This is a genomic window from Roseiflexus castenholzii DSM 13941, assembly GCF_000017805.1.
GTDB lineage: Bacteria > Chloroflexota > Chloroflexia > Chloroflexales > Roseiflexaceae > Roseiflexus > Roseiflexus castenholzii.
Window position 1 is genome coordinate 4,544,916 of record NC_009767.1, and the last position, 19,826, is coordinate 4,564,741.

The following is a 19,826-nucleotide window of genomic DNA, read 5'->3' on the forward strand; positions in this document are numbered from 1 at the left end:
ACACCTGTCATCTTCAACAACCGCATCTCCCTATACACTGAAAGCGTTGCTGGAGTAACTTCGACAGCGTTCTTCAGCCCGACTCCGATGAGCAGGCACGCTCCTGAACGGGTACGTCATCACTTTGAACTGCAAGGAGAAGACACGCTATGACGTTTTCACGGCGTCGCTTCCTGGGCGCCGGCGCGACGCTCGCCGGCGCCAGGATGTCAGGTGTTCCCACGCAGGTCACTCCCTCGACACTACCCCCCATTGAACTCATCGCACTCAATCGCATAGCATATGGACCACGCCCCGGTGATATTGGGCGAGTGCAGGGAATGGGGTTTGCAGCCTATGTCGATGAGCAATTGAATCCGAATGATGCTGATGATGCGTTGTGTAACCAGAAGATTGCCGAAGCGCGCCTGCGTATTCAGTACAACGCCGGAATGGGGTATCCCGCAGTCGATGAAATGCGTCCCCTGCGCACGATTGTCGAGAACTGGAGTCTCACGCAACTCTGGTCCCTCTCAAAGAATCCAGCGTATCAGGAGCGGATCCGTCCTGTTGAAGAAGTCCGCGCAGCGACGCTGCTCCGCGCGGTGTACAGCAAATGGCAATTGCGCGAGGTGCTGGTCGAGTTCTGGCACAACCATTTCAATGTCGATGCCTACTCCGACTCGCGCATCAGCGCAACCTGGACCCTCTACGACCGCGATGTGATCCGACGGCACTGTCTGGGCAATTTCCGGAGCATGGTGCGGGACGTGGCGAAGAGTATCGCTATGGGGTTCTACCTCGACAACGCCTTCAGTCGTGATGGTCCCGCGAATGAGAACTATGCCCGCGAATTGTTCGAACTGCACACGTTGGGACAGGAGAACTATCTCAATCATCTGTACAATCGCTGGCGCGACGTTCCTGGCGCACTGGAAGGCAACCCTGTCGGGTACATCGACCAGGACGTGTACGAAGCAGCGCGCGCATTCACCGGCTGGACGATTGCCCACGGTCAGACGGTGAGCGGTAATATCCGCCTGCCGGACACCGGTGAGTTCGCCTATGTCGATCTCTGGCACGACAACGCCCAGAAACGGGTGCTTGCCTTCGAGATCGATCCGAACCAGCCTCCATTGTCGGATGGGGAAACGGTCATTCGCCTGGTGAGCGAGCACCCTGGCACAGCACGCCACATCTGCCGCAAACTCTGCCGCCGCCTGCTCGCCGATGACCCGCCCGACTCGCTGGTAAATGCACTGGCGAGCGTCTGGCTGACTCACAAGAATGCGCCTGACCAGATTGCCAGAACGGTGCGCGCCCTGCTACTGTCGGACGAATTCGCCAACACCTTTGGCAGCAAGGTCAAGCGACCGTTCGAGGTAATCGTTTCATTCTTGCGCGCTACCAATGCTGATGTCACGCCCAACTCCGGTCTGTTCTGGCAGTTGCAGGAAATGGGGTACCGGATGTTCAACTGGGGACCTCCGACGGGCCACCCAGAGGAGAGCGCGGCATGGTTGAGCACGAATGGCATGCTGCGACGCTGGAATATCATCAACCAGTTACAGAGTACCTGGCTCAAGGCGGCTACGTTTGATCTACCGGGTCAGACGCCAGCCGGACTGACCTCACGGCAGATCGTGGAGTTCTGGATTGCGCGCCTGCTGGCGATTGCCCCGCCACCGTCCACGATCAACCGCCTGGTCGATCTGATGCGCCAGAATGGGTCGGCGGACGCGCCGCCAACCGGCAGCGCCGAAGAGATGACCGACCGCATCAGGAGTGTGGTGACGCTGATTGCGATGACGCCTGAGTTTCAACTACGATAGAGGAGCACATGACACTCTCACGACGCAACTTTGTAGTCGGGTGCAGCGCAGCAATTGCCGCGCTGACCGGCGGCGCCGTCCGCGGTCTGGCATTTGCGCAGCCGGGAGATACAACCCACCGCGATATTCTGGTGGTCGTTTTCCTGCGCGGAGGGTGCGACGGTCTCAGCCTAGTCGCGCCGGTGAACGATCCGTTCTACCGTGGAGCGCGTGGCGATCTGCGGGTCGAGGAAAGCGGACAGAACGCCGGGCTGCGCTTCGGCAACCCGATCCCGGGAGCCGATTTTCGCCTGCACCCACGCGCCACGCCGCTGCTGTCGCTCTATATTAATCGCTCGCTGGCGATTGTGCATGCATGTGGACTGAGAAATGGCACTCGCAGCCACTTCGAAGCGATGGACTATATGGAAGGCGGGATTCCAGAGAGCGGTGTTCCAGCCAATGGCTGGCTCGCGCGCTACCTGAACGGCATCAACGCCAGCGGTTACTTGCCAGCAGTCTCAGCCAGCGCGCGCATTCCATTCTCGATGACCGGGTTCAACGACGCGGCGGCGCTAACCGATCCGGGCGCATTCAACCTGAGCTGGAACTCATGGCGCTACCGCTCACAACTCGACCAGGCGCTCGACTCGTTCTACTCCGGCGACTCGCCTGTGCAGCGGGCAGGACGCACCACGCTGACGACGATTGCCCGGATCAATGAACGCCTGCCGCGCGATTCACAAGGCAGGGTTATCCCCTACACGCCGGAGAACGGCGCCGTTTATCCGGGAGGGCGCGGCGCCAGCCTGGGCAGTGCCCTGCGCACCGTCGCCGGTTTGATTAAAATGGATGTCGGGCTGATCGCAGCAACCGTCGACTATGGCGGATGGGACACGCATGAAGGGCAGAGCTGGATCTTTCCCGAACTGGTTGCCGGGCTTTCTGAGGCGCTCTATGCCTTCTACAACGATCTCTGGCGCTATCACCACCGGCTGACGATTGTGGTGATGAGCGAGTTTGGGCGGCGGCTCAAAGCCAACCGCAGCAGCGGCACCGACCACGGGCATGGCAATGTGATGCTGGCGCTTGGCGAAGGAATCCGTGGCGGGAAGATGTACGGCGTTTGGCCCGGACTGGCAACTGAGCAACTCGACAATGGCGTTGATCTGGCGATCACTACTGACTATCGCGCGGTGCTGTCAGAAATCCTGGTCAAGCGTGGCGGACACCAGGCGGTCGATCAGGTGTTTCCCGGTTTCAGCGGCTCACCGCTCGGTCTCGCCTATGCTCCCGGCGAGACGATTGAACGACCACAGCGGGTGAACCTGCCACTGGTGACGCGCTGATTGTTACTATTCGCCGATAATCTTTATCAGCACACGTTTGCGCCGCTGACCGTCGAACTCACCGTAGAACACCTCTTCCCATGGTCCGAGGTCGAGCTTGCCGTCGGTGATCGCCAGCACCACCTCGCGCCCCATGATGGTGCGTTTCAGGTGCGCGTCGGCGTTGTCTTCGCCGGTATCGTTGTGGCGATACTGTGAGATCGGCGCATGCGGCGCAAGTTTTTCCAGCCAATGCTCGAAATCGTGCCATAACCCGGATTCGTTGTCATTGACAAAAACGCTGGCGGTGATGTGCATGGCGTTAACCAGGCACAATCCCTCACGCACTCCCGATTTGCGCACGGCTGCCGCGACCTGATCGGTAATGCGCACAAACGCTACCCGTGTGGGGGTGTTGAACCAGAGTTCCTCACGGTATGAGCGCATCACTGTTCCTCCGCATGCTATCGGCGCATATGTTCGCGCGATCAGCGCCTGCTATGCACCATTCCGCAGCCTGCGCAGTTCTTCTTCGAGGGCGCGCAGGCGCGCTTCAACTTCGGCGCGCGCCTGCGCTTCACGTTGCGCCCGTTCCGCCTCGCGCCGCGCCTGTGCTTCCGCAGCAGCCCGCGCCTGCGCTTCGGCTTCCCGCGCCTGCGCTTCACGTTGCGCCCGTTCCGCCTCGCGCCGCGCCTGTGCTTCCGCAGCAGCCCGCGCTGTGGCTTCGCGCCGTGCGCGCTCCGCTTCGCGTTGTGCGCGCTTCTCGGCTTCCTGGCGCGCCTGCGCTTCCAACCGCGCTCGTTCTTCCGCGTCCGCCGCCTGCCGCACCACCGTCGCATAGTCGCCGAATGCCACGCCATGGTCGTCGTAGCAGACGACGTGATCGCCCTCCACCCCCAGCCACACATCGGCAATCGCCAGATGCACCCGTCCCGCAGCATCCAATGGATGCAGGCGGTACATCCCCGCCTCCAACCGGTAGTCGAGCAATCGCAGCCGCCGCTTCCCCCGACCTTTTCCGGCGTCATCCACAATCACGTACTGCGCCACCCCCGCGCGCGCGTAGTGCTCCACCTTGCGCTCCAGGTCGTTCTCGCGCGTCTCCGGCGAGGTGATCTCGATGATCAGCGCCGGACGCGCGCCTTCGACCGCCACCTCGAATGTGCTCCAGTCCTGCCGTTCGCGGATGCCGGGAATGACCATCACATCCGGTCCGTGCGGGCGCAGGTCGGGGATGTCCCACGCAATGCGCACATCGCTCAGGACGATGGCGACCCCCGCCTCCTCCAGACGGGCGCGCAGCACAGCAGTGAGGTACATCCGGTCGGTCTCGTGGCGGTCGCTATGCACAATGAAATCTCCCGTTTCAGGGTGCAGGACGTCCTCCAGCGTGAGCGGAACCTGTTCGAGGTGATGGGGATCGTCGGGGGTCGGGCGGGGCACAAAGCGCCAGCCGTAGCGGAACGGGTCCTCGGCGGGCACATCGGCAGCAGGAACCGGTTTGGTCGATGCAGTCGTCATGACGTCAGTATAGCAAATAATCCATCACCACGCGCAGCCTACCGCTTCCACTTGATACTGCACCCGACGCTCGGCTTCTGCACTGCGTTCACCGGTTGACCGGACAGAATAGCATCGAGCGCGGCGCGCACATCGGCGGCGGTCGCCTCTCTGCCGCTGCTCGGACGGGTATCGTCGAGTTGTCCGCGGTAGACAAGACGCAGGTCGCCGTCGAAGATGAAAGTGTCGGGGGTGCAGGCGGCGCCATACGCGCGCGCGACATCCTGTGTCTCATCGAACAGATAGGGGAAGGGATAGCCGACGCGCAGCGCCTCCTCGCGCATCCTCTCCGGCGAGTCTTCCGGGTACTGGATTGGATCATTAGAACTGATAGCGATGAACGACACCCCCTGCGGCATATAGTCCTGCGCCAGGCGAACAAGCGCCCGATCAACATGCTTGACATACGGGCAGTGATTGCAGATGAACAGAATAACCGTCGCCTTGGGCGATTTCAGATCGCTCAGCGACATCGTTTTGCCCGATACCGTATCAGTCAGGGTGAAATCGGGCGCAATGGCGCCCAACGTCAACGTCAGCGATGTTTCTGATGTTGCGGGCATGATCTTCCTCCTTGACATCAAATGGTACGGTTCCGCGAGAATCCGTTTTCATCTGTGTGCATCCGCGTCCCCTTACGCGCGCATCGCGCGCGCAACGTCAACCGGGACATCAGGAGCAGGCAGTCGTGCTGGTCACATCGTATTGTACCAGATGTCGCAGCGTGTCAGGCGCGTTTCGTGGTATGATGCACCTGTCGCATCCGTGCTGCGCCAGGGCGCGTAAAAGATAAAGATGAAAACCGCACATAACGAATAGACAACACGTATGGAACGCAAACGCGCAATTGTTATCGGCGCCGGATTTGGCGGTCTGGCGATGGGCATTCGTCTGCAAAGCCTGGGGTTCGACACCACCATTGTCGAAAAACTGGACGGACCCGGAGGCCGCGCGTATGTGCGAAAAGTTGACGGATTTACCTTCGACATGGGTCCAACCGTCATTACGGTGCCGCATTTTATCGAAGAACTATTCGCGCTAGAACGCGACGCAGCGAATCTTGCTGCTCCTGATTTTCCACCGGAGACGCTGGTCCCCGAAGCGCGCGTCACCAGCGGCATCAGCAGCGGTCCCGCCACCTCAAAGTATGTGACACTTACGCCGATCCTTCCCTTCTATCGCATCTATTTCGACGATGGAACTTTCTTCGACTACGACGGCGATCCAGAGCGCACGCGCGAACAGATTCGCGCGCTGGCGCCGGAAGATCTCGAAGGATACGAGCGGTTCCATGCCGCCGCCGAGGCAATCTTCAAGCGCGGATTCCTCGAACTAGGGTACACATACTTCGGCGATATTGGAACGATGTTGCGCGTCGTCCCCGATCTGGTGCGTCTCGATGCGGTGCGCCCACTCTTCTCGTTCGTCAAACGCTACTTCCGCAACCCCAAGATGCAGCAGGTGTTCAGTTTCGAGCCGTTACTGATCGGCGGCAATCCGTTGCAGGTTCCGGCGATCTATGCCATGATTCACTTTGTTGAGAAAACCTGGGGCATTCATTTCGCTCGCGGCGGCACCGGTGCGCTGGTGCAGGGGTTGGTGCGGAAGTTTGAGGATTTAGGCGGGGTCATGCGTTACAACAGCGAGGTGCGCCGGATTATTGTGACCGATGAGCACGGGCGAGAGCCGCGCGGTTTGCGCGCGCGGCGCATTGCGCGCGGCGTCGAACTGGCTGATGGTACGCGCCTCGAGGCGGATCTGGTGGTCTCGAACGGCGATTATGCCACGACCTATCTCCGCCTGATTGACCGGAAGCACCGTCGGATCAACAATGATCTGCGGGTGCGCCTGGCGCGGCAGTCGATGTCGCTGATTGTCATCTACTTCGGGTTCCGCGCCGATCCGCGCGATGCGCAGCTGCGCCATCACAACATTATTCTGGGACCACGCTACGAGGGGTTGCTGGAAGATATTTTCAACCGCAAGACGCTGGCAGATGATTTCTCGCAATATCTGCACATTCCAACGCTTACCGACCCAAGCCTGGCGCCTCCCGGTCATCACGCGGCCTACACGCTCGTGCCCGTGCCCCACAACGGTTCCGGGTTGAACTGGTCACAACTGGCGGAACCTTTCGTCGATAAAGTGCTCCGGTTTCTCGACGAGCGCGGCTATTTGCCAGGGTTGATGGATCGTCTGGTGCATAAGAGTTATATTACGCCCGATTACTTCGAGGGAACGCTCAACAGTTGGCTGGGGAACGGTTTTGGCGTCGAGCCGCTATTGATCCAGTCGGCATACTTTCGCCCGCACAACCGGAGCGAGGACATTGAGCGACTTTACCTGGTCGGCGCCAGCGTTCAACCGGGTGGAGGCACGCCGTCGGTCATGATGTCGGCAAAAATGACGGCGCGGGTTATTGCAAAGGACTACGGCATTCCCGACTCAATCGTCCGGCGCGTGCCGGAATCGCTTCAGATGGTATGAGTGCGCGTGATGGGGCAGGCGCAGCGTGCCATGGACGAATGATCTGCATCACCACGAGGCTTCCATGAGTTCAGGCGAGCAAGTCATCCGTGATCGCTACCGCGTGATCTACACCGTCGATGAGCGTCCCGGCGTGAAAATCTATCGTTGCCGCGATGATCAGAGCGGTGAGTTGTTGCTGGTAGCCGGGTTTGCGCCGCCCGAAGGGGCGCTCAGCGATCTGGACATTCTTGCAAAGCAGATCGCGGCGGTGCGCCACGAGGCACTGTTGCCGCTACGCGACCATTTTGCCGAGGGTGCGCTCTACTACATGGTTTGCGCCGATCCCGGCGGGCAGGATGTTGAACGAGCGATACGCGCGCGCGGCGGTCCGCTGCCGGAAACCGACGTGCTGACGCAGGCGACCCGATTGCTCTTGCTGCTGGAACATCTGCACAACCAGCGTCCGCCGTTGTTTCTGGGCGATCTGGCGGTTGTCGATGTTTGGGTCAACGACAAAGGCTCCTTTCTGATTACTCCCTTTACATTAGCGACGCCAATCGGTCAGTCGCCGTCGCCGTACCGCGCGCCTGAACTCTCGCGCCCCGATGCAGAGCCTACAACGGTGAGCGATGTGTATACCATCGGCGCGCTGATGTACCACGCACTGACCGGCTGGGCGCCGCCGACGCCCGCGCAACAGGAAGCCGGGATGCCGCTGGCGGGTCCGCGATCGCTCAATCCGCACATCTCGCCGCTGGTCGAGCAGGTGTTGCTGCGCGCTCTGCAATTGCGCCCGGTCAATCGGTTTCAGCAGGCGCGCGAAATGCGCATTGCGCTCGAAACCGCGCAGATGATGGGCGGACGTTCGCTTGGTCTTGGTCCTGATGTGCTGACGCACGCAACGCCATCCCCTCCTTATGAAGAACAGCCGCAGCAAACGGCAGAGAATGTCGTGCATGCGGCACCGGGCATTGCGCCGCCCGCGGCGCCAGCGCCTGTTCCCGTGGCTTCGGTTGCTCCACCGCCTGCAGCGCCGGCGCCCTATCCGCCGCCAGGGTATCCAACCGGCTATGCGCCTGCTCCCCCACGGCAGGGTTTGAGCACCGGCTGTCTCGTCACTTCTGCGGTGCTGCTGACCGTTGCTGCGATTGGGGTCTGTCTGGCGATTGCGGTCTTTCTGCCGGGCAGTCCGCTGCGCCAGATGCTCGGCATGAGCGGCGCCGCCGCTGCGCCAACATTGGCGCCAACGGAAGCGTCACCCGCAGCAACGGTGGCGCCGACTGCAACGAGCGCTGCGAACGTGGAACCGACCGTCCCGCCCCCTACGCCAATACCTGCCAATGGATCATCTGCGCCTGGACCGGATGCTATCTCGCCACAGAATGTCACGGCCATCACAGCAACACGCCAGCTGTCCATGTCGGTATTTGGTCCTGTCGCTTACTCGCCTGATGGACGGCTGCTCGCCGTGGGGATAAGCGAAGCGGTCAGCCTGCATGATGCTACAACGCTCGATGACCTTGGAACCTGGTTTGACCACACGGGCAAAATCACATCACTCGCCTGGTCTGCCGACAGCACCTTGCTGGCGTCGGGCGCCAGCGACGATAACGAAATTCGCATATGGGACGTATCGACCGGACGGGTGGTTCGGCGTCTGAGCGGTCATACCGGCTGGATTCGCAGCATCGCCTTCGCTCCCAATGGCACGCTGCTAGCATCGGGGAGCACCGATCAAACAGTGCGTATATGGGATGCCGCAACCGGTCAACTGCTGGCGACCCTGAGCGGACACACCGGCTTCATTGGCGGTGTGGTCTTTTCCCCTGACAGCACGACGCTGGCATCCGCCTCGCGTGATGGCAGCGTGCGCCTCTGGGACGTGGCATCCGGGCGTGAAATCAGTGGCTTCAATTTTCGCACTCCGCTCGACCCGGACACCAACCTGCGCTACTGGGCGACCGGTGTCGCGTTTTCGCCTGACGGCAAGGCGCTGGCAGTCGGATCGACCGAGGGGGTCGTCTATCTGCTCGATGCCGCCACCGGTCAGGTCATTCATCAGTTGCGCGGTCATACGAACTGGATCGTCATTCGCGGACTGGCGTTCGCTCCTGATGGAAAGACCCTCTACTCAGCCGGGCTGGACGCAACTGTGCGCATATGGGATGTGGAACGCGGCGTGCAGACCGGTGTACTCGATGTTCACCGTCTCGACATTTTCAGCATTGCTATCAGTCCGAATGGTGAGCGCCTGGCGTCGGTCAGCGATCAGGAAGGGCGCATGATCGTCTGGGACCTGACACAGCAGCGCCCCGACATGAACCTGCGGATCGGGCTGGGATTGGTAACCTCGCTCGTCTTCTCACCCGATAGTGAGGTACTTGGCGCCGTCGGGTACAATGGCATCATTCAGTTGCGGTTGCTGGCGAATGATCAAATCCGTCAGTTTGCAGGCTCTTCCACGTCGGTGCAATCACTGGCATTCCTGCCCAATGGTCGTCTGGCAACGATTACCGAGCAGGATACGGTGGTTATCCTGGATTTTCTGCGCGAAACATCCAGCGATCTGACCGGATCGACCGGCGATCCGCTCTGCATTGCTGCCGATCCGGGTGGAAAAGTGGTTGCCGCCGGCGCAAACGATGGCACGGTGGCGATCTGGAATGGCGCCGATGGTCAGTTCCTCCGGTCGCTCAAGACCGATCTCCCGGCGGTGTTTCTGGTGGCGGTCAGCGATGATGGGGCATTCGTGGCTGCTGCCGGCACGCCGAATGATCCACGCATCGAAATCTGGCGTGTCGCCGATGGGCAGCGCGTCCAGACGTTGAGCGGCATGCAAAACTCCATCACCAGCATTGCGTTCCAACCGAGAGGGACGTTGTTTGCAGCAACGGGGACCGATGGTGTGCTGCGTATGTGGAATTATCGCACGGGCGCTTCGGAGCGAAATATTAAGGCTGCGCCGGAAAATGGTTGGTTTACTGCACTGGCATTCTCTCCCGATGGCGCAATCCTTGCGACCGGCACACCCACCGGCGTGGTGCAGTTCTGGAATCCGGCGAACGGCGCAGAGATGGCGCAGGTTCAGCAGCAATTCGGCGTGCTGGCGCTGACGTTCAGCCCTGATGGCGCACAACTCGCCGCCGCCGGTCGTGATGCGGGCGTGACGCTTTATCGGGCTGTGCGCAGTGGTTCATCGTAGACGTCCAGGTAGGTCAGTAGGTCACGCGCACCGGCGTGCCGATGGGCGCCCATTCGTACAGCCACGCTGCCGATTTCAGCGGCAGGTTTACGCAGCCATGCGATGGGCGCGCGCCGGTGCCGAAGAGGTTGTGCCAGTAGGTGCCGTGCAGAGCGACGCCGCCGTAGAAGTACATGACGTGCGGGACATTCGGTACAACCCAATATTTGCCTTCGGTGACGCCATCCATGGTTTGCATCGGCAGTTTGGCGTAAATCTGGAATGCGCCGGTTGGCGTGTTCATCCCATCGCGCCCGGTGGCCACCGGCGCATCGAAGACGAGGCGGTCATCTTCGTAGGCGTAGAGCCACTGTTTCGATAGATTGACGACAATCCGCTTTGCGGCGCGTGTTGTGGCGGTTAGAGCGCGGCTCGCCGGAGGCGGCGCTGGTGAACGCGGTGTTGCAGTTGCGCGAGGCGTCGCAGGTTGCATTGGCAGCGGCGCTGAAGCAGCAGGCGCACCGTTAAGCGGCGCAACATCGGGTGCAGCAGGCGCAGGCGGTCCGAACGTCTCGAATCCGCGGTTGGGCACAGGAGCAATGTTCAGCCCGCGCAGTTCCGCCAACGCGCGCCCCAGATCAGCAACCTGAATGTCGTCGGTCGTTCCTGCACTCGCCGGAACGCGCTCCAACCGGGCGCGCTCAAAATACTGCACATGCCGGTATCCTCCGGCGGTCTGCTCCCACACCGGTTCGCTGATCGGCATACCGAAGAAATCGACGCCACCCGATGCCTGCCAGAAGCCGATGAACGGCTCCCGAACGCTGTATCCGGTTTCGCCGAAGAACAGTTCGCCATCGACCGGCGGACGATCCGGGCGCGGCGGGAAGGTGCGGTAGAGCGCCGCGACATATTCGGCGGCGACAGCACCGGTGCGCACAATTGGCGCGCCATCGGCGGCAGCGACGCGCTCCAGGCGACCCTTCTCGAAGTACTGCGCCGGTCCAATCCCTTCGATCATCAATACTTCGGTGACGGGGAAGCCGAGCGTGCGCGGTCCGTCGTGGCTGCGCCAGAAACTCAAGAAACCGTGCTCATCGGTGAGATGGTGCCCGGTGCGCAGGAAATAGAGCGCCGCCGCCTGTGCGTAGAGGGGAATCGCCATCGATGAGGAGAAGAGTCCGGCGATCAGCAGCGCAAGAACGGTCAGGCGTGCAGTATGGCGCATCGTGAGGTCCTTCTGCTAGTCTCTGCCGGAAACCGGGACAGCGAAACGTCGGATTGTGCGGATGAGCGCCTGACGGAGACACCTGAGCCGATTATAGCGCCCATTCGCGCTATGTCAAGAGTTATCACTTACAGAACCTGCTCAGATAGCGGATCACTCCTGCTACGGATACCACATCACCGTATTTGCCATCGATGTCGAAGAGATTGGCGAGATGCGGTTCGGGTGCGCGGTCACCGACACATTCACGCGGGACGATCACACGAAACCCGTGTTGCATCCCATCGACCGCACTGGCCCGAATGCAGCCGCTGGTCGAACAGCCGACCATGATCACGGTGTCGATGCGGAGGGCGGTCAGGGTGGCGGCGAGGTGGGTGCCGAAGAAGGCGCTGGCATATTTCTTTTCGATCACCAGTTCGCCGGCTTGCGGGTGCAGCTCATCAACAATCTCAATCAGCGGCGAGTCATGGGTGAGTTGGCGTAGCGCCGGCACTTTTTGTACGAAGATACCGCCGTCGCGACCATCGGCTGCATAGGCGACAGTAGTGTAGATGATCGGGATACCGGCAGTGCGGGCCACAGCCAGAACCGGCTGGCTGGCGCGCACTGCGTCCGGTACGCCGGGTGCGGCGTACAATGGTGAGCCGGGTGTAGTGTAGGCCTTGATGAAGTCAATTACCAGCAGCGCCGGCTGTTCGCCGAAGCCAACTCGGCCGGCTAAGCCGTGCTGACGGTAGTCGTCGGCGAGGTGGTCGAAGGATGTCATAGGGCCTCGTTGTTAGATTAAAGGGCAGACCGTTCGTATGAGCGCAGATGCGGTTGATGGCTTTGCGATGCTTTGGTGCGTCCTCACCCCTAGCCCCTCTCCCACTGGCGCCGGAGAGGGGAGTGCAGAGCCGAACCGGGAGTCATTGCAAAGCGATCAACAGTTGTACTCAATCACAAGTGCTGTCCGCCTCTCAATTGTTAGGGTAAGGGGGGCGCGGCATGCTGCGCCCCTATCTACGTCGTGCCGGGTTGGGTGGTCGAGGTATGCCGCGCTCCTGCTAGTCTACTGTGACCTCGCGTTGTTCGGCGGGTTGGGCCATGCGTTCGCGCCGGGCGGCACGGGCCATGGCCCACCGCACCGGTTGCGGTTTGCGCGGCGCGGGCAGGCCGGTCTCGACTTCGGCATTGGCCAGCAACTCTTCCAGCGGCGGTCCGAAGTCGAAGCCTTTGATTTCGCCACGGGCAGCAGCCAGCTCGGCGCGTTTGGCTTCGGTAGCGGCCATGTCGATGTCTAACGTGTCGATCAGTACGACGCCGTAGTCATTCAGGGCCTTCTCACGGCTGACCAACCCGTAGCGTACATCACGCTGCACCGCTTCTGCCGGGCGGGTGAGCGAGTCTTTCCAACCGCCGCCACCGGCAGTGCGGTAAATCAATTGATCACCTGGCTCAACCGCAATTTGGTCGCACTTGCTGGGCAGTACCTTGCGTGTGCCATCGGTACGCACAAGAATCTTCGTTGACCGACTACCCGGCTTACCGCCGACGTTGCCCCACGGCGGTGTTAACCAGCGGTCGTCGTGGATCGAGATTTCGCCCGGCTCGAGGAAGGTGTAGATCTTCTCGATACCATTCCCGCCACGGTGGAAGCCGGCCCCGCCTGAGTCCATGATGCTGGTGTAGCGTTCGATCCGGATCGGGTAGTAGCTCTCAAGGTATTCGGTGGGGATGTTGGTGAAGAGCGGCCACCACGAGTGTCCGTCCATTCCGTCGCCAATCGGGCGACCGGGAATACCACCGTAGTTGATCTCCATGAGATAGAAGAATTCGCCGTCTTTGTCGTAGCCGGAATAGAGCAGGTAGGGCGAGGTGCCATAGCCAGCAGCGGTGGTAAACTCCGGCGCCCGCTTGGCCAGCGCACCGCCGAGCACGTCGAAGAGGCGGGTGAGGGCATGGGTGCGGCATCCCAGTGCAGCCGGAAACTCCGGCTGGATAAGACTGCCTTTGGGCATGGTGACGTGCAGCAGCGGGTAGAAGCCGTCGTTGAACAGGATTTGTGGGTCAAAAACCATAATCAGGTAGACGCCGATGAACATCTTGAACATCGACTCGTTGAGGTAGAAGTTGATCGGCCCCATCGCCTGCGGGTCGGTACCCGTCCAGTCAAAGTAGGCTTCGTGCCCTTCACGCCAAATGGTTAGTTTCATCTTAAATGGTCCATTGCCCAAACCGTCGTCATCGACGTAGTCTTCAAACGACTGTGGTTCTTCAGGCAAGTTGCGCACGATAAGCTCTTTCATCGCCCGATAGGTGCGATCGAGCAGGGCTTGAGTGGCTGCCAGATAGACATCTTTGCCGAAGCGGTCGCACAGCTCGATCACCCGCTTCTCGGCGGTGCGGCAACTGGCGATGATCGCCATCAGGTCGGCGCGGTTCATTTCAGGCTGGCGGACGTTGTTGAGCATGATGTCGAGCACGGCTCGGTTGAGTTTGCCGCGTTCGTAAATCTTGACCGGTGGCAAGCGCAGCCCTTCGCCGAAGATGGTGGTGGCGTTAGTAGGCAGCGAGCCGGGCAATGGACCACCCACATCTTGGGCATGGCCGAACATGCTGGCCCAGCCGATCAGTTCGCGATGCTCACCCTCGCCGTAGAAGATCGGCAGCATCACCAGCAAGTCGTTGATGTGGCTGATCGCGCCGCCACAGAGATACGGATCGGAGAGTAAAATCACATCGCCGGGTTCGATCGTCTGATTCCAATGGTCGAGCAGGCCGGCGATATACGAACCGAACTGGCCGACGATCATCCGCCCGTGCGGATCGGTAATCATCGGAAACTGGTCGTGCTGCTCGCGGATCACCGGGCTCATCGCCGTGCGGTAGAGCACGGCGTCCATCTCGTAGCGGGTGTTCTTGAGCGCGTTTTCGATAATGTCGAGCGTGACCGGATCGATCTCGATCTGGGGAATCGATGCGATTTTGAGATTGGTTGCCATCGTTGCTCCTCGCTATTCGTCTTGGCGCAAGACCGCACCGGCGGTTAGCTGCGATTGATCAACAGGTTGAAGTAGCGATCGACGGTTGCGGTGTGGTGGGGCAGCACCACTGTCGTGCTATCAACTTCAGTGATAACAGCCGGCCCTTCGATCTGCATACCGGGGCGCAGTTTGCCGCGGTCGTAGAGTTTGGCCGTGATCCATTCACCATGGCGGTAGATTTGGTGGTCGCCGGTGTAGGCCACACTAGCATCGGGATCGCCCGGTTCGGCCTCCGGCAACTCCACTTTCGTCACGTGACCAATGCCCACTGCGCGCAGGTTAACAATCTCAACATTGCTATCGAGCATGAAGCCGTAGGTACGGTCGTGGAGTTCGTTAAAGCGTTGCACAAGCAGCGGGATGAGGTCGCCCTCAAACTCGGTTTCGCTGATGGCAATCGGCATTTCGTAGCCTTGGCGGTAATAACGCATATCGACGAAATACCGAATCTCTTGGCGGGCGAGCGGGATGGCCTCTTCGGTCAGCATCGCGCGGGCTTCGCGGCCCAGTTCACGCAGCATACCGACCATCTCCTCTTGCTCAACCCGATCGACGGTGCGGATGTAGGTGCGGGCAAACTCGTCGCGGTAGTCGGCACTAAGATCGCCGAGCGCGCAGAGCAAGCCGGGTGCGGGTGGTACGATCACCGGATAGCAGCCGAGCAATTCGGCCAGCGCATTGCCGTGCAGTGGGCCGGCTCCGCCGAAGGCCATCAACGCAAACTGACGCGGGTCGAAACCGCGTTGCACGCTGACCAACCGGAGTGCGCCGAACATATTCTCGTTAACGATGCGTAAAATGCCTTCAGCAGCCTCCATCAGACCAAGACCGGTAGCATCGGCGATCTTCTGTATCGCCGCTTTAGCGGCAGCCACATCGAGCTGCATCGCTCCGCCGAGTATTCGCGGCGGTAGGTAGCCGCAGACCAGATTAGCATCGGTAACGGTCGGTTCGGTACCGCCTTTGCCATAGCAGGCCGGGCCGGGCACTGCTCCGGCGCTTTGCGGGCCGACTCGGAGGGCGCGAGTGAGGGTAGGCACGTGGGCTATGGAGCCGCCGCCGGCGCCAACCGAGCGCACATCAACCGAGGGCACTTTTACCGGGAAATAGCCGAGCACCGTCTCACGGGCAATGTTCGGTTCACCCATACAGAGCGAGACATCGGTTGAGGTGCCACCCATATCGAAGGTCAAGATATTGGGATACCCGGCACGGATGGCGATGTGCAACGCGCCGGCCACGCCGCCCGACGGGCCGGAGAGCAGCGTGTAGACCGGGTTCTCCTCGGTCGTCTCGGCGGTCATCAGGCCGGCGTCCGAGCGGAGAATGTTGAGTTTGGCTTGCACCCCTTGCTGGCACAAGTGCTGATCGAGGTTGTGAACGTAGGTTTTGACCTTTGGTTTGACATAAGCGTTCATAGTTGCGGTGAGGGTGCGCTCATACTCGCGGAACTCCGGCAACACATCGTATGAAATTGTCACCGGCAGATGAGGAGCAACGTGCTGAGCGATCGCCTTGAGGCGGCGCTCGTGGTCGGGGTTGGCATACGAATTGATCAGCGAAATCGTCAGCGACTCGATCCCCGAATCGACCAGCTCGCGAATAACCGCTTCAGCTTGGGCCTCATCGAGCGGGCGCACCACCTCGCCGCGTGCGCTCATGCGCTCGGATACCTCGCGGGTATCGGCCAGCGTTGCCGGTGGTTCCGGCTTGATCATAATCATCCAGCCTGCCAACGGCCCCGGCGTCTGCGAGCGGGCAAGGTGCAAAATTTGCTTGAAGCCTTCGGTCGTGATCAGACCGACGCGCGCTCCCTTGCCCTCAAGAATGACGTTCGTCGCGACGGTCGTACCATGCATAATCTGGGCTACTTGCGAGGGGTCAATCCCGGCCTGTTGGCAGATGGCCGCGATACCGGCCAGCACTGCCTCTGACGGATCATGTGGTGTAGAAGGGGTCTTGTGGCGCCAGTAGCGCCCGCTCTCCTCGTCGAAGAGCATGAGGTCGGTGAAGGTACCGCCGACGTCGACTCCAATACGGTAACTCATGTCGCCATTCCTCCCTATTAAGCCAATCGCTCCCCGAAGAATCCGCTAGGTCGTGTGATGTGTCGCCGTAGTGACATAGGTATAGATCGGGCCGGCCTTACCGGTGAGGGCCGGTAGTGGTCGACCGAGGGTTGTACTCAGCCAATCAGAGGTGTGCAAAAGAGTCGGCAGGTCGATCCCGGTGGGTACACCGATACCGTTGAACATATGAACCAAATCCTCGCTGGCAATATTGCCGACGGCACGAGGGGCGAAGGGGCAGCCGCCGATCCCGCCCAAAGCCGCATCAAATGAACGGATACCGGCCTGCCATGCGGCAAAGGCGTTGGCGTAGCCGGTATTGCGCGTATTGTGGAGATGGATTGTGAGGGTGACATACGGCAACCGGTGCATTGCCAGCTTGCACAACATTGCTACCTGCGTCGGCGCCGCCATACCGGTGGTGTCGGCGAAAATAATCTCGTTGGCGCCGAGATCGGCGGCATGTTCGGCAATTGAAATGACCCGTTCAGGGGAAACGTAGCCATCAAATGGACAGCCAAACGCCGCACCGATGGCGACGCCAAATGCAAGGCCGTCCCGGTAGATACGTAAGGCGAGTTGACTAAACTCGGCTAGCGATTCGGCAGTCGTGCGTTTGAAGTTGGCCTGATTCAACCCGTCACTGGCAGCCAGTACCAAACGAACGTGACGCAGACCGGCATTAGCCGCTAACTCGTAGCCGCGTTGATTAGGGACAAGTGCGGTGAAGCGAAACGCATCGTTCGTGGTACGCTCAGCCAGATGATGCCCTCGCTCGGTGAGCAGGCGAGCAATCTCACCGGCGCCGGCCATCTGCGGCACCTGCCGTGGATTGACGAACGAACCGATCTCAACCCGCGGCACGCCAGCCGCGAGCAGGCGCTCGATCAGTTCAACCCGTGTTATCGGATCGAGAATCTCAGGCTCATTCTGCAGGCCATCGCGCGGGGCGACATCAATAATCGTGACCGCTTCCATCAGATCACCCGCTTCGCTTGCAACGCCGCCAATTCATCCTCACTCAGCCCAAGCAGATCGACAAACACCTCACGGTTATGCGCACCAAGCGCCGGTCCGGTCCAATCGATACCGCCGGGTGTGGCCGAAAGGTGCGGCGCCACATTCTGCATCTTGATCTCACCCAATTCGGGATCGTGAACGCCGATGATCGAGCGGCGGGCAATGAAATGGGGATCGCTCAGCATCTCTTTAGCGGTGTAGATGCGACCGGCGGGGACGCCATACTCGTCCATCATCGCTTGCAACTGATCGGCGGTGTATTTGATCGTCCATGCGGCGATCAGATCATCGAGTTCGGCTTGATGCTCACCACGCGCACTATGGGTGGCGAAGCGGGGATCGGTCGCCAATTCGGGTTGCCCCATTGCCTGCGCCAGTCGAGCGAAGATCGTATCCGCGTTGGCGCCGATCACCAACCATCCACCGTCGGCCGTGGGATAGATATTGGAAGGAGCGACATTGGGCAGAATATTGCCGGTGCGTTCACGGATATGGCCCGTCAGTTGGTATTCGGGGATCATACTCTCCATCAAGGCAAGCACCCCTTCGTAGATACCGATGTCGACCACCTGCCCTTGCCCGTTGCGTTGGCGCTGATGCAACGCCACCAGCGCACCGAGCGCAGCAAACGTCGCCGCCAGCGAATCGCCGATACTGATCCCAATACGAGTGGGAGGGCGGTCGGGGAAGCCGGTGATCGCGCGAATGCCACCCATTGCTTCGCCAATGGAACCAAAGCCGGCTTTGTCGCGGTATGGTCCGGTCTGCCCAAACCCGCTGACACGGATCATGATCAAGCCGGGATTCAATGCACTCAATGCTTCCCAACCCAACCCCCACGCTTCGAGCGTACCGGGGCGAAAGTTTTCGAGCACCATATCGACGTGGGGCACGATCCGTTTGACCAGTGCCTGCCCTTCAGGAGTGCGCAGATCGATGGTGATCGATTTCTTATTACGAGCCAGTATCGGCCACCACAACGTGCGCCCCTTGTAGCGATGGCGGCCCCATTCACGCATCGGATCACCCTTGCCGGGTGGTTCGACCTTAATCACCTCGGCGCCGAAATCGGCCAGGAGTTGGCCACAGAACGGCCCGGCCAAAAACGCACCCAGTTCCAATACACGGATATCATCGAGTGGTCGTGGTGGACGTTGACGGCTCACGATCCTTACTCCTCGCCGGACGCAGCAGATTCGGGTTCTGCGCGTCGGCTCTGTAACAATACATCTCGACCGTAGAAAATGTGCTCGCGCATCATGGCGCGGGCGCGATCACCATCACCAAGCATGAGCGCATTGAGGATACTGCGGTGAAAAAAGTTGGATATCCGGCGCTCTTCGCTGCGATACCAATAAAACGACCGAAACTGTAGCGGCACGGCCACGATCTGGTTGAGCATTGCGATCAGACGTTGATTGCCGGCGGCCTCGGCAATCGTTTGATGAAAGATGGCATTCTGCTCGACCAGAAAATGCACCTCGTCTTCGCGACATTCAAAGGTGCGGGTGAGCGATTCTTCCAGCGCGGTCGCAGCCGCTTCCATTCGGGCCAACTGTGCGGGCGAAATCCGTTGGGCTGCCAGATACGCGGCATGACCCTCAAGTAGGGCACGGAGGTCGTACATCTCTAGAAGATCATCAACCGTAAAACTACGGGCCACTGCGCCACGGTTGGGAAAGATCTGCACCAACCCTTCGGCGGCGGCGCGCACGAGCGCTTGTCGCACCGGTGTGCGGCTGACGCCAAGGTCTTGGGCCAGCCGTTCTTCGACCAGTCGTGTGCCAGGCGGGTAGAAGCCTTCGATCAGCAGGCGACGCAGACTCTGGTAGACCTGATCGGCAGATGACGAGTCGCTTGTTGTATACAATTTATCCGTCGCCATTTCAATGTATAGCAGAACGCCACAGAGAAGCCTGATATGGCGCTTATCCGTAAGGATCAAAACGTGGTTATACCGATGTGTCTATCGGTTATTGCTAAAGATTGTATACAATATAGCAGTGGAGGCATGGGATGTCAAGGAGAGTGTCAACCAAGGGGAACGGATAAACGAAGGGAAAAAGGGGAGCGAATGAATGCGCAAGTGGGATGCGCGTACTGGCTTGTGCGTCACCCCACTCACCGGCAGCGCGTCACAAGATGCTTAGAA

General features: G+C 60.4%; 14 protein-coding genes. 4 read left to right on the top strand and 10 right to left on the bottom strand.

The features are described 5' to 3' along the window. The first annotated feature begins 149 nt into the window (after positions 1–149). Both RCAS_RS18005 and RCAS_RS18010 read left to right on the top strand, forming a co-directional pair. Positions 150–1,811: a DUF1800 domain-containing protein gene (locus RCAS_RS18005; protein ID WP_012121956.1), complete on the top strand. Its 1,662-nt coding sequence runs from the start codon at positions 150–152 to the stop codon at positions 1,809–1,811. Between the two features lie 8 nt (positions 1,812–1,819). Then, positions 1,820–3,139 carry a DUF1501 domain-containing protein gene (locus RCAS_RS18010; protein WP_012121957.1) on the top strand — a complete coding sequence of 440 codons (1,320 nt, stop codon included), beginning with the start codon at positions 1,820–1,822 and terminating at the stop codon, positions 3,137–3,139. Between the two features lie 6 nt (positions 3,140–3,145). Here the strand turns inward: RCAS_RS18010 and RCAS_RS18015 are convergent, their stop codons facing one another. From RCAS_RS18015 to RCAS_RS18025, 3 genes are read right to left on the bottom strand one after another with little or no spacing between them, the layout of a single operon-like run. Further along, the gene (locus tag RCAS_RS18015; RefSeq protein ID WP_012121958.1) at positions 3,146–3,565 is read right to left on the bottom strand and encodes a secondary thiamine-phosphate synthase enzyme YjbQ; all 420 of its coding nucleotides are present in this window, start codon (positions 3,563–3,565) and stop codon (positions 3,146–3,148) included. Between the two features lie 51 nt (positions 3,566–3,616). After that, entirely contained in the window at positions 3,617–4,639 is a 1,023-nt protein-coding gene (locus tag RCAS_RS18020) for a Uma2 family endonuclease (protein ID WP_012121959.1), read from the bottom strand. A 38-nt stretch (positions 4,640–4,677) separates the two neighbouring features. Beyond that, entirely contained in the window at positions 4,678–5,241 is a 564-nt protein-coding gene (locus RCAS_RS18025) for a thioredoxin family protein (RefSeq protein ID WP_012121960.1), read from the bottom strand. Positions 5,242–5,506: 265 nt separating this feature from the next. On the opposite strand from RCAS_RS18025, the gene crtI reads away from it, so the two are divergent. Together crtI and RCAS_RS18040 are read left to right on the top strand one after the other, a co-directional pair. Beyond that, the gene (gene crtI / locus RCAS_RS18035; protein WP_012121961.1) at positions 5,507–7,165 is read left to right on the top strand and encodes a phytoene desaturase family protein; all 1,659 of its coding nucleotides are present in this window, start codon (positions 5,507–5,509) and stop codon (positions 7,163–7,165) included. A 64-nt stretch (positions 7,166–7,229) separates the two neighbouring features. After that, positions 7,230–10,349: a WD40 domain-containing protein gene (locus RCAS_RS18040; RefSeq protein ID WP_012121962.1), complete on the top strand. Its 3,120-nt coding sequence runs from the start codon at positions 7,230–7,232 to the stop codon at positions 10,347–10,349. A 13-nt stretch (positions 10,350–10,362) separates the two neighbouring features. On the opposite strand, the gene RCAS_RS18045 is transcribed toward RCAS_RS18040, so the two are convergent. The 7 genes from RCAS_RS18045 to RCAS_RS18075 form a co-directional block, all read right to left on the bottom strand. Next, positions 10,363–11,556, bottom strand: coding sequence for a L,D-transpeptidase (locus RCAS_RS18045; RefSeq protein ID WP_012121963.1), 1,194 nt, complete (start codon positions 11,554–11,556; stop codon positions 10,363–10,365). A 124-nt stretch (positions 11,557–11,680) separates the two neighbouring features. Next, positions 11,681–12,325, bottom strand: a complete 645-nt coding sequence (locus RCAS_RS18050) for an N-carbamoylsarcosine amidohydrolase (protein WP_012121964.1) — start codon at positions 12,323–12,325, stop codon at positions 11,681–11,683. Between the two features lie 280 nt (positions 12,326–12,605). Then, a complete protein-coding gene (locus RCAS_RS18055) occupies positions 12,606–14,543 on the bottom strand; it encodes a hydantoinase B/oxoprolinase family protein (protein WP_012121965.1) in 1,938 nt (645 codons plus the stop codon). Positions 14,544–14,587: 44 nt separating this feature from the next. Continuing rightward, on the bottom strand, positions 14,588–16,633 hold the full coding sequence (locus RCAS_RS18060) for a hydantoinase/oxoprolinase family protein (protein WP_012121966.1): 2,046 nt from the start codon (positions 16,631–16,633) through the stop codon (positions 14,588–14,590). 45 nt (positions 16,634–16,678) lie between these two features. Further along, entirely contained in the window at positions 16,679–17,632 is a 954-nt protein-coding gene (locus tag RCAS_RS18065; RefSeq protein ID WP_012121967.1) for a hydroxymethylglutaryl-CoA lyase, read from the bottom strand. Beyond that, on the bottom strand, positions 17,632–18,840 hold the full coding sequence (locus RCAS_RS18070) for a CaiB/BaiF CoA transferase family protein (protein WP_012121968.1): 1,209 nt from the start codon (positions 18,838–18,840) through the stop codon (positions 17,632–17,634). Before RCAS_RS18070 ends, RCAS_RS18065 begins: the two co-directional genes overlap by 1 nt. 5 nt (positions 18,841–18,845) lie before the next feature. Further along, positions 18,846–19,544 carry a GntR family transcriptional regulator gene (locus RCAS_RS18075; protein WP_232280059.1) on the bottom strand — a complete coding sequence of 233 codons (699 nt, stop codon included), beginning with the start codon at positions 19,542–19,544 and terminating at the stop codon, positions 18,846–18,848. Between the last annotated feature and the right edge of the window lie 282 nt (positions 19,545–19,826).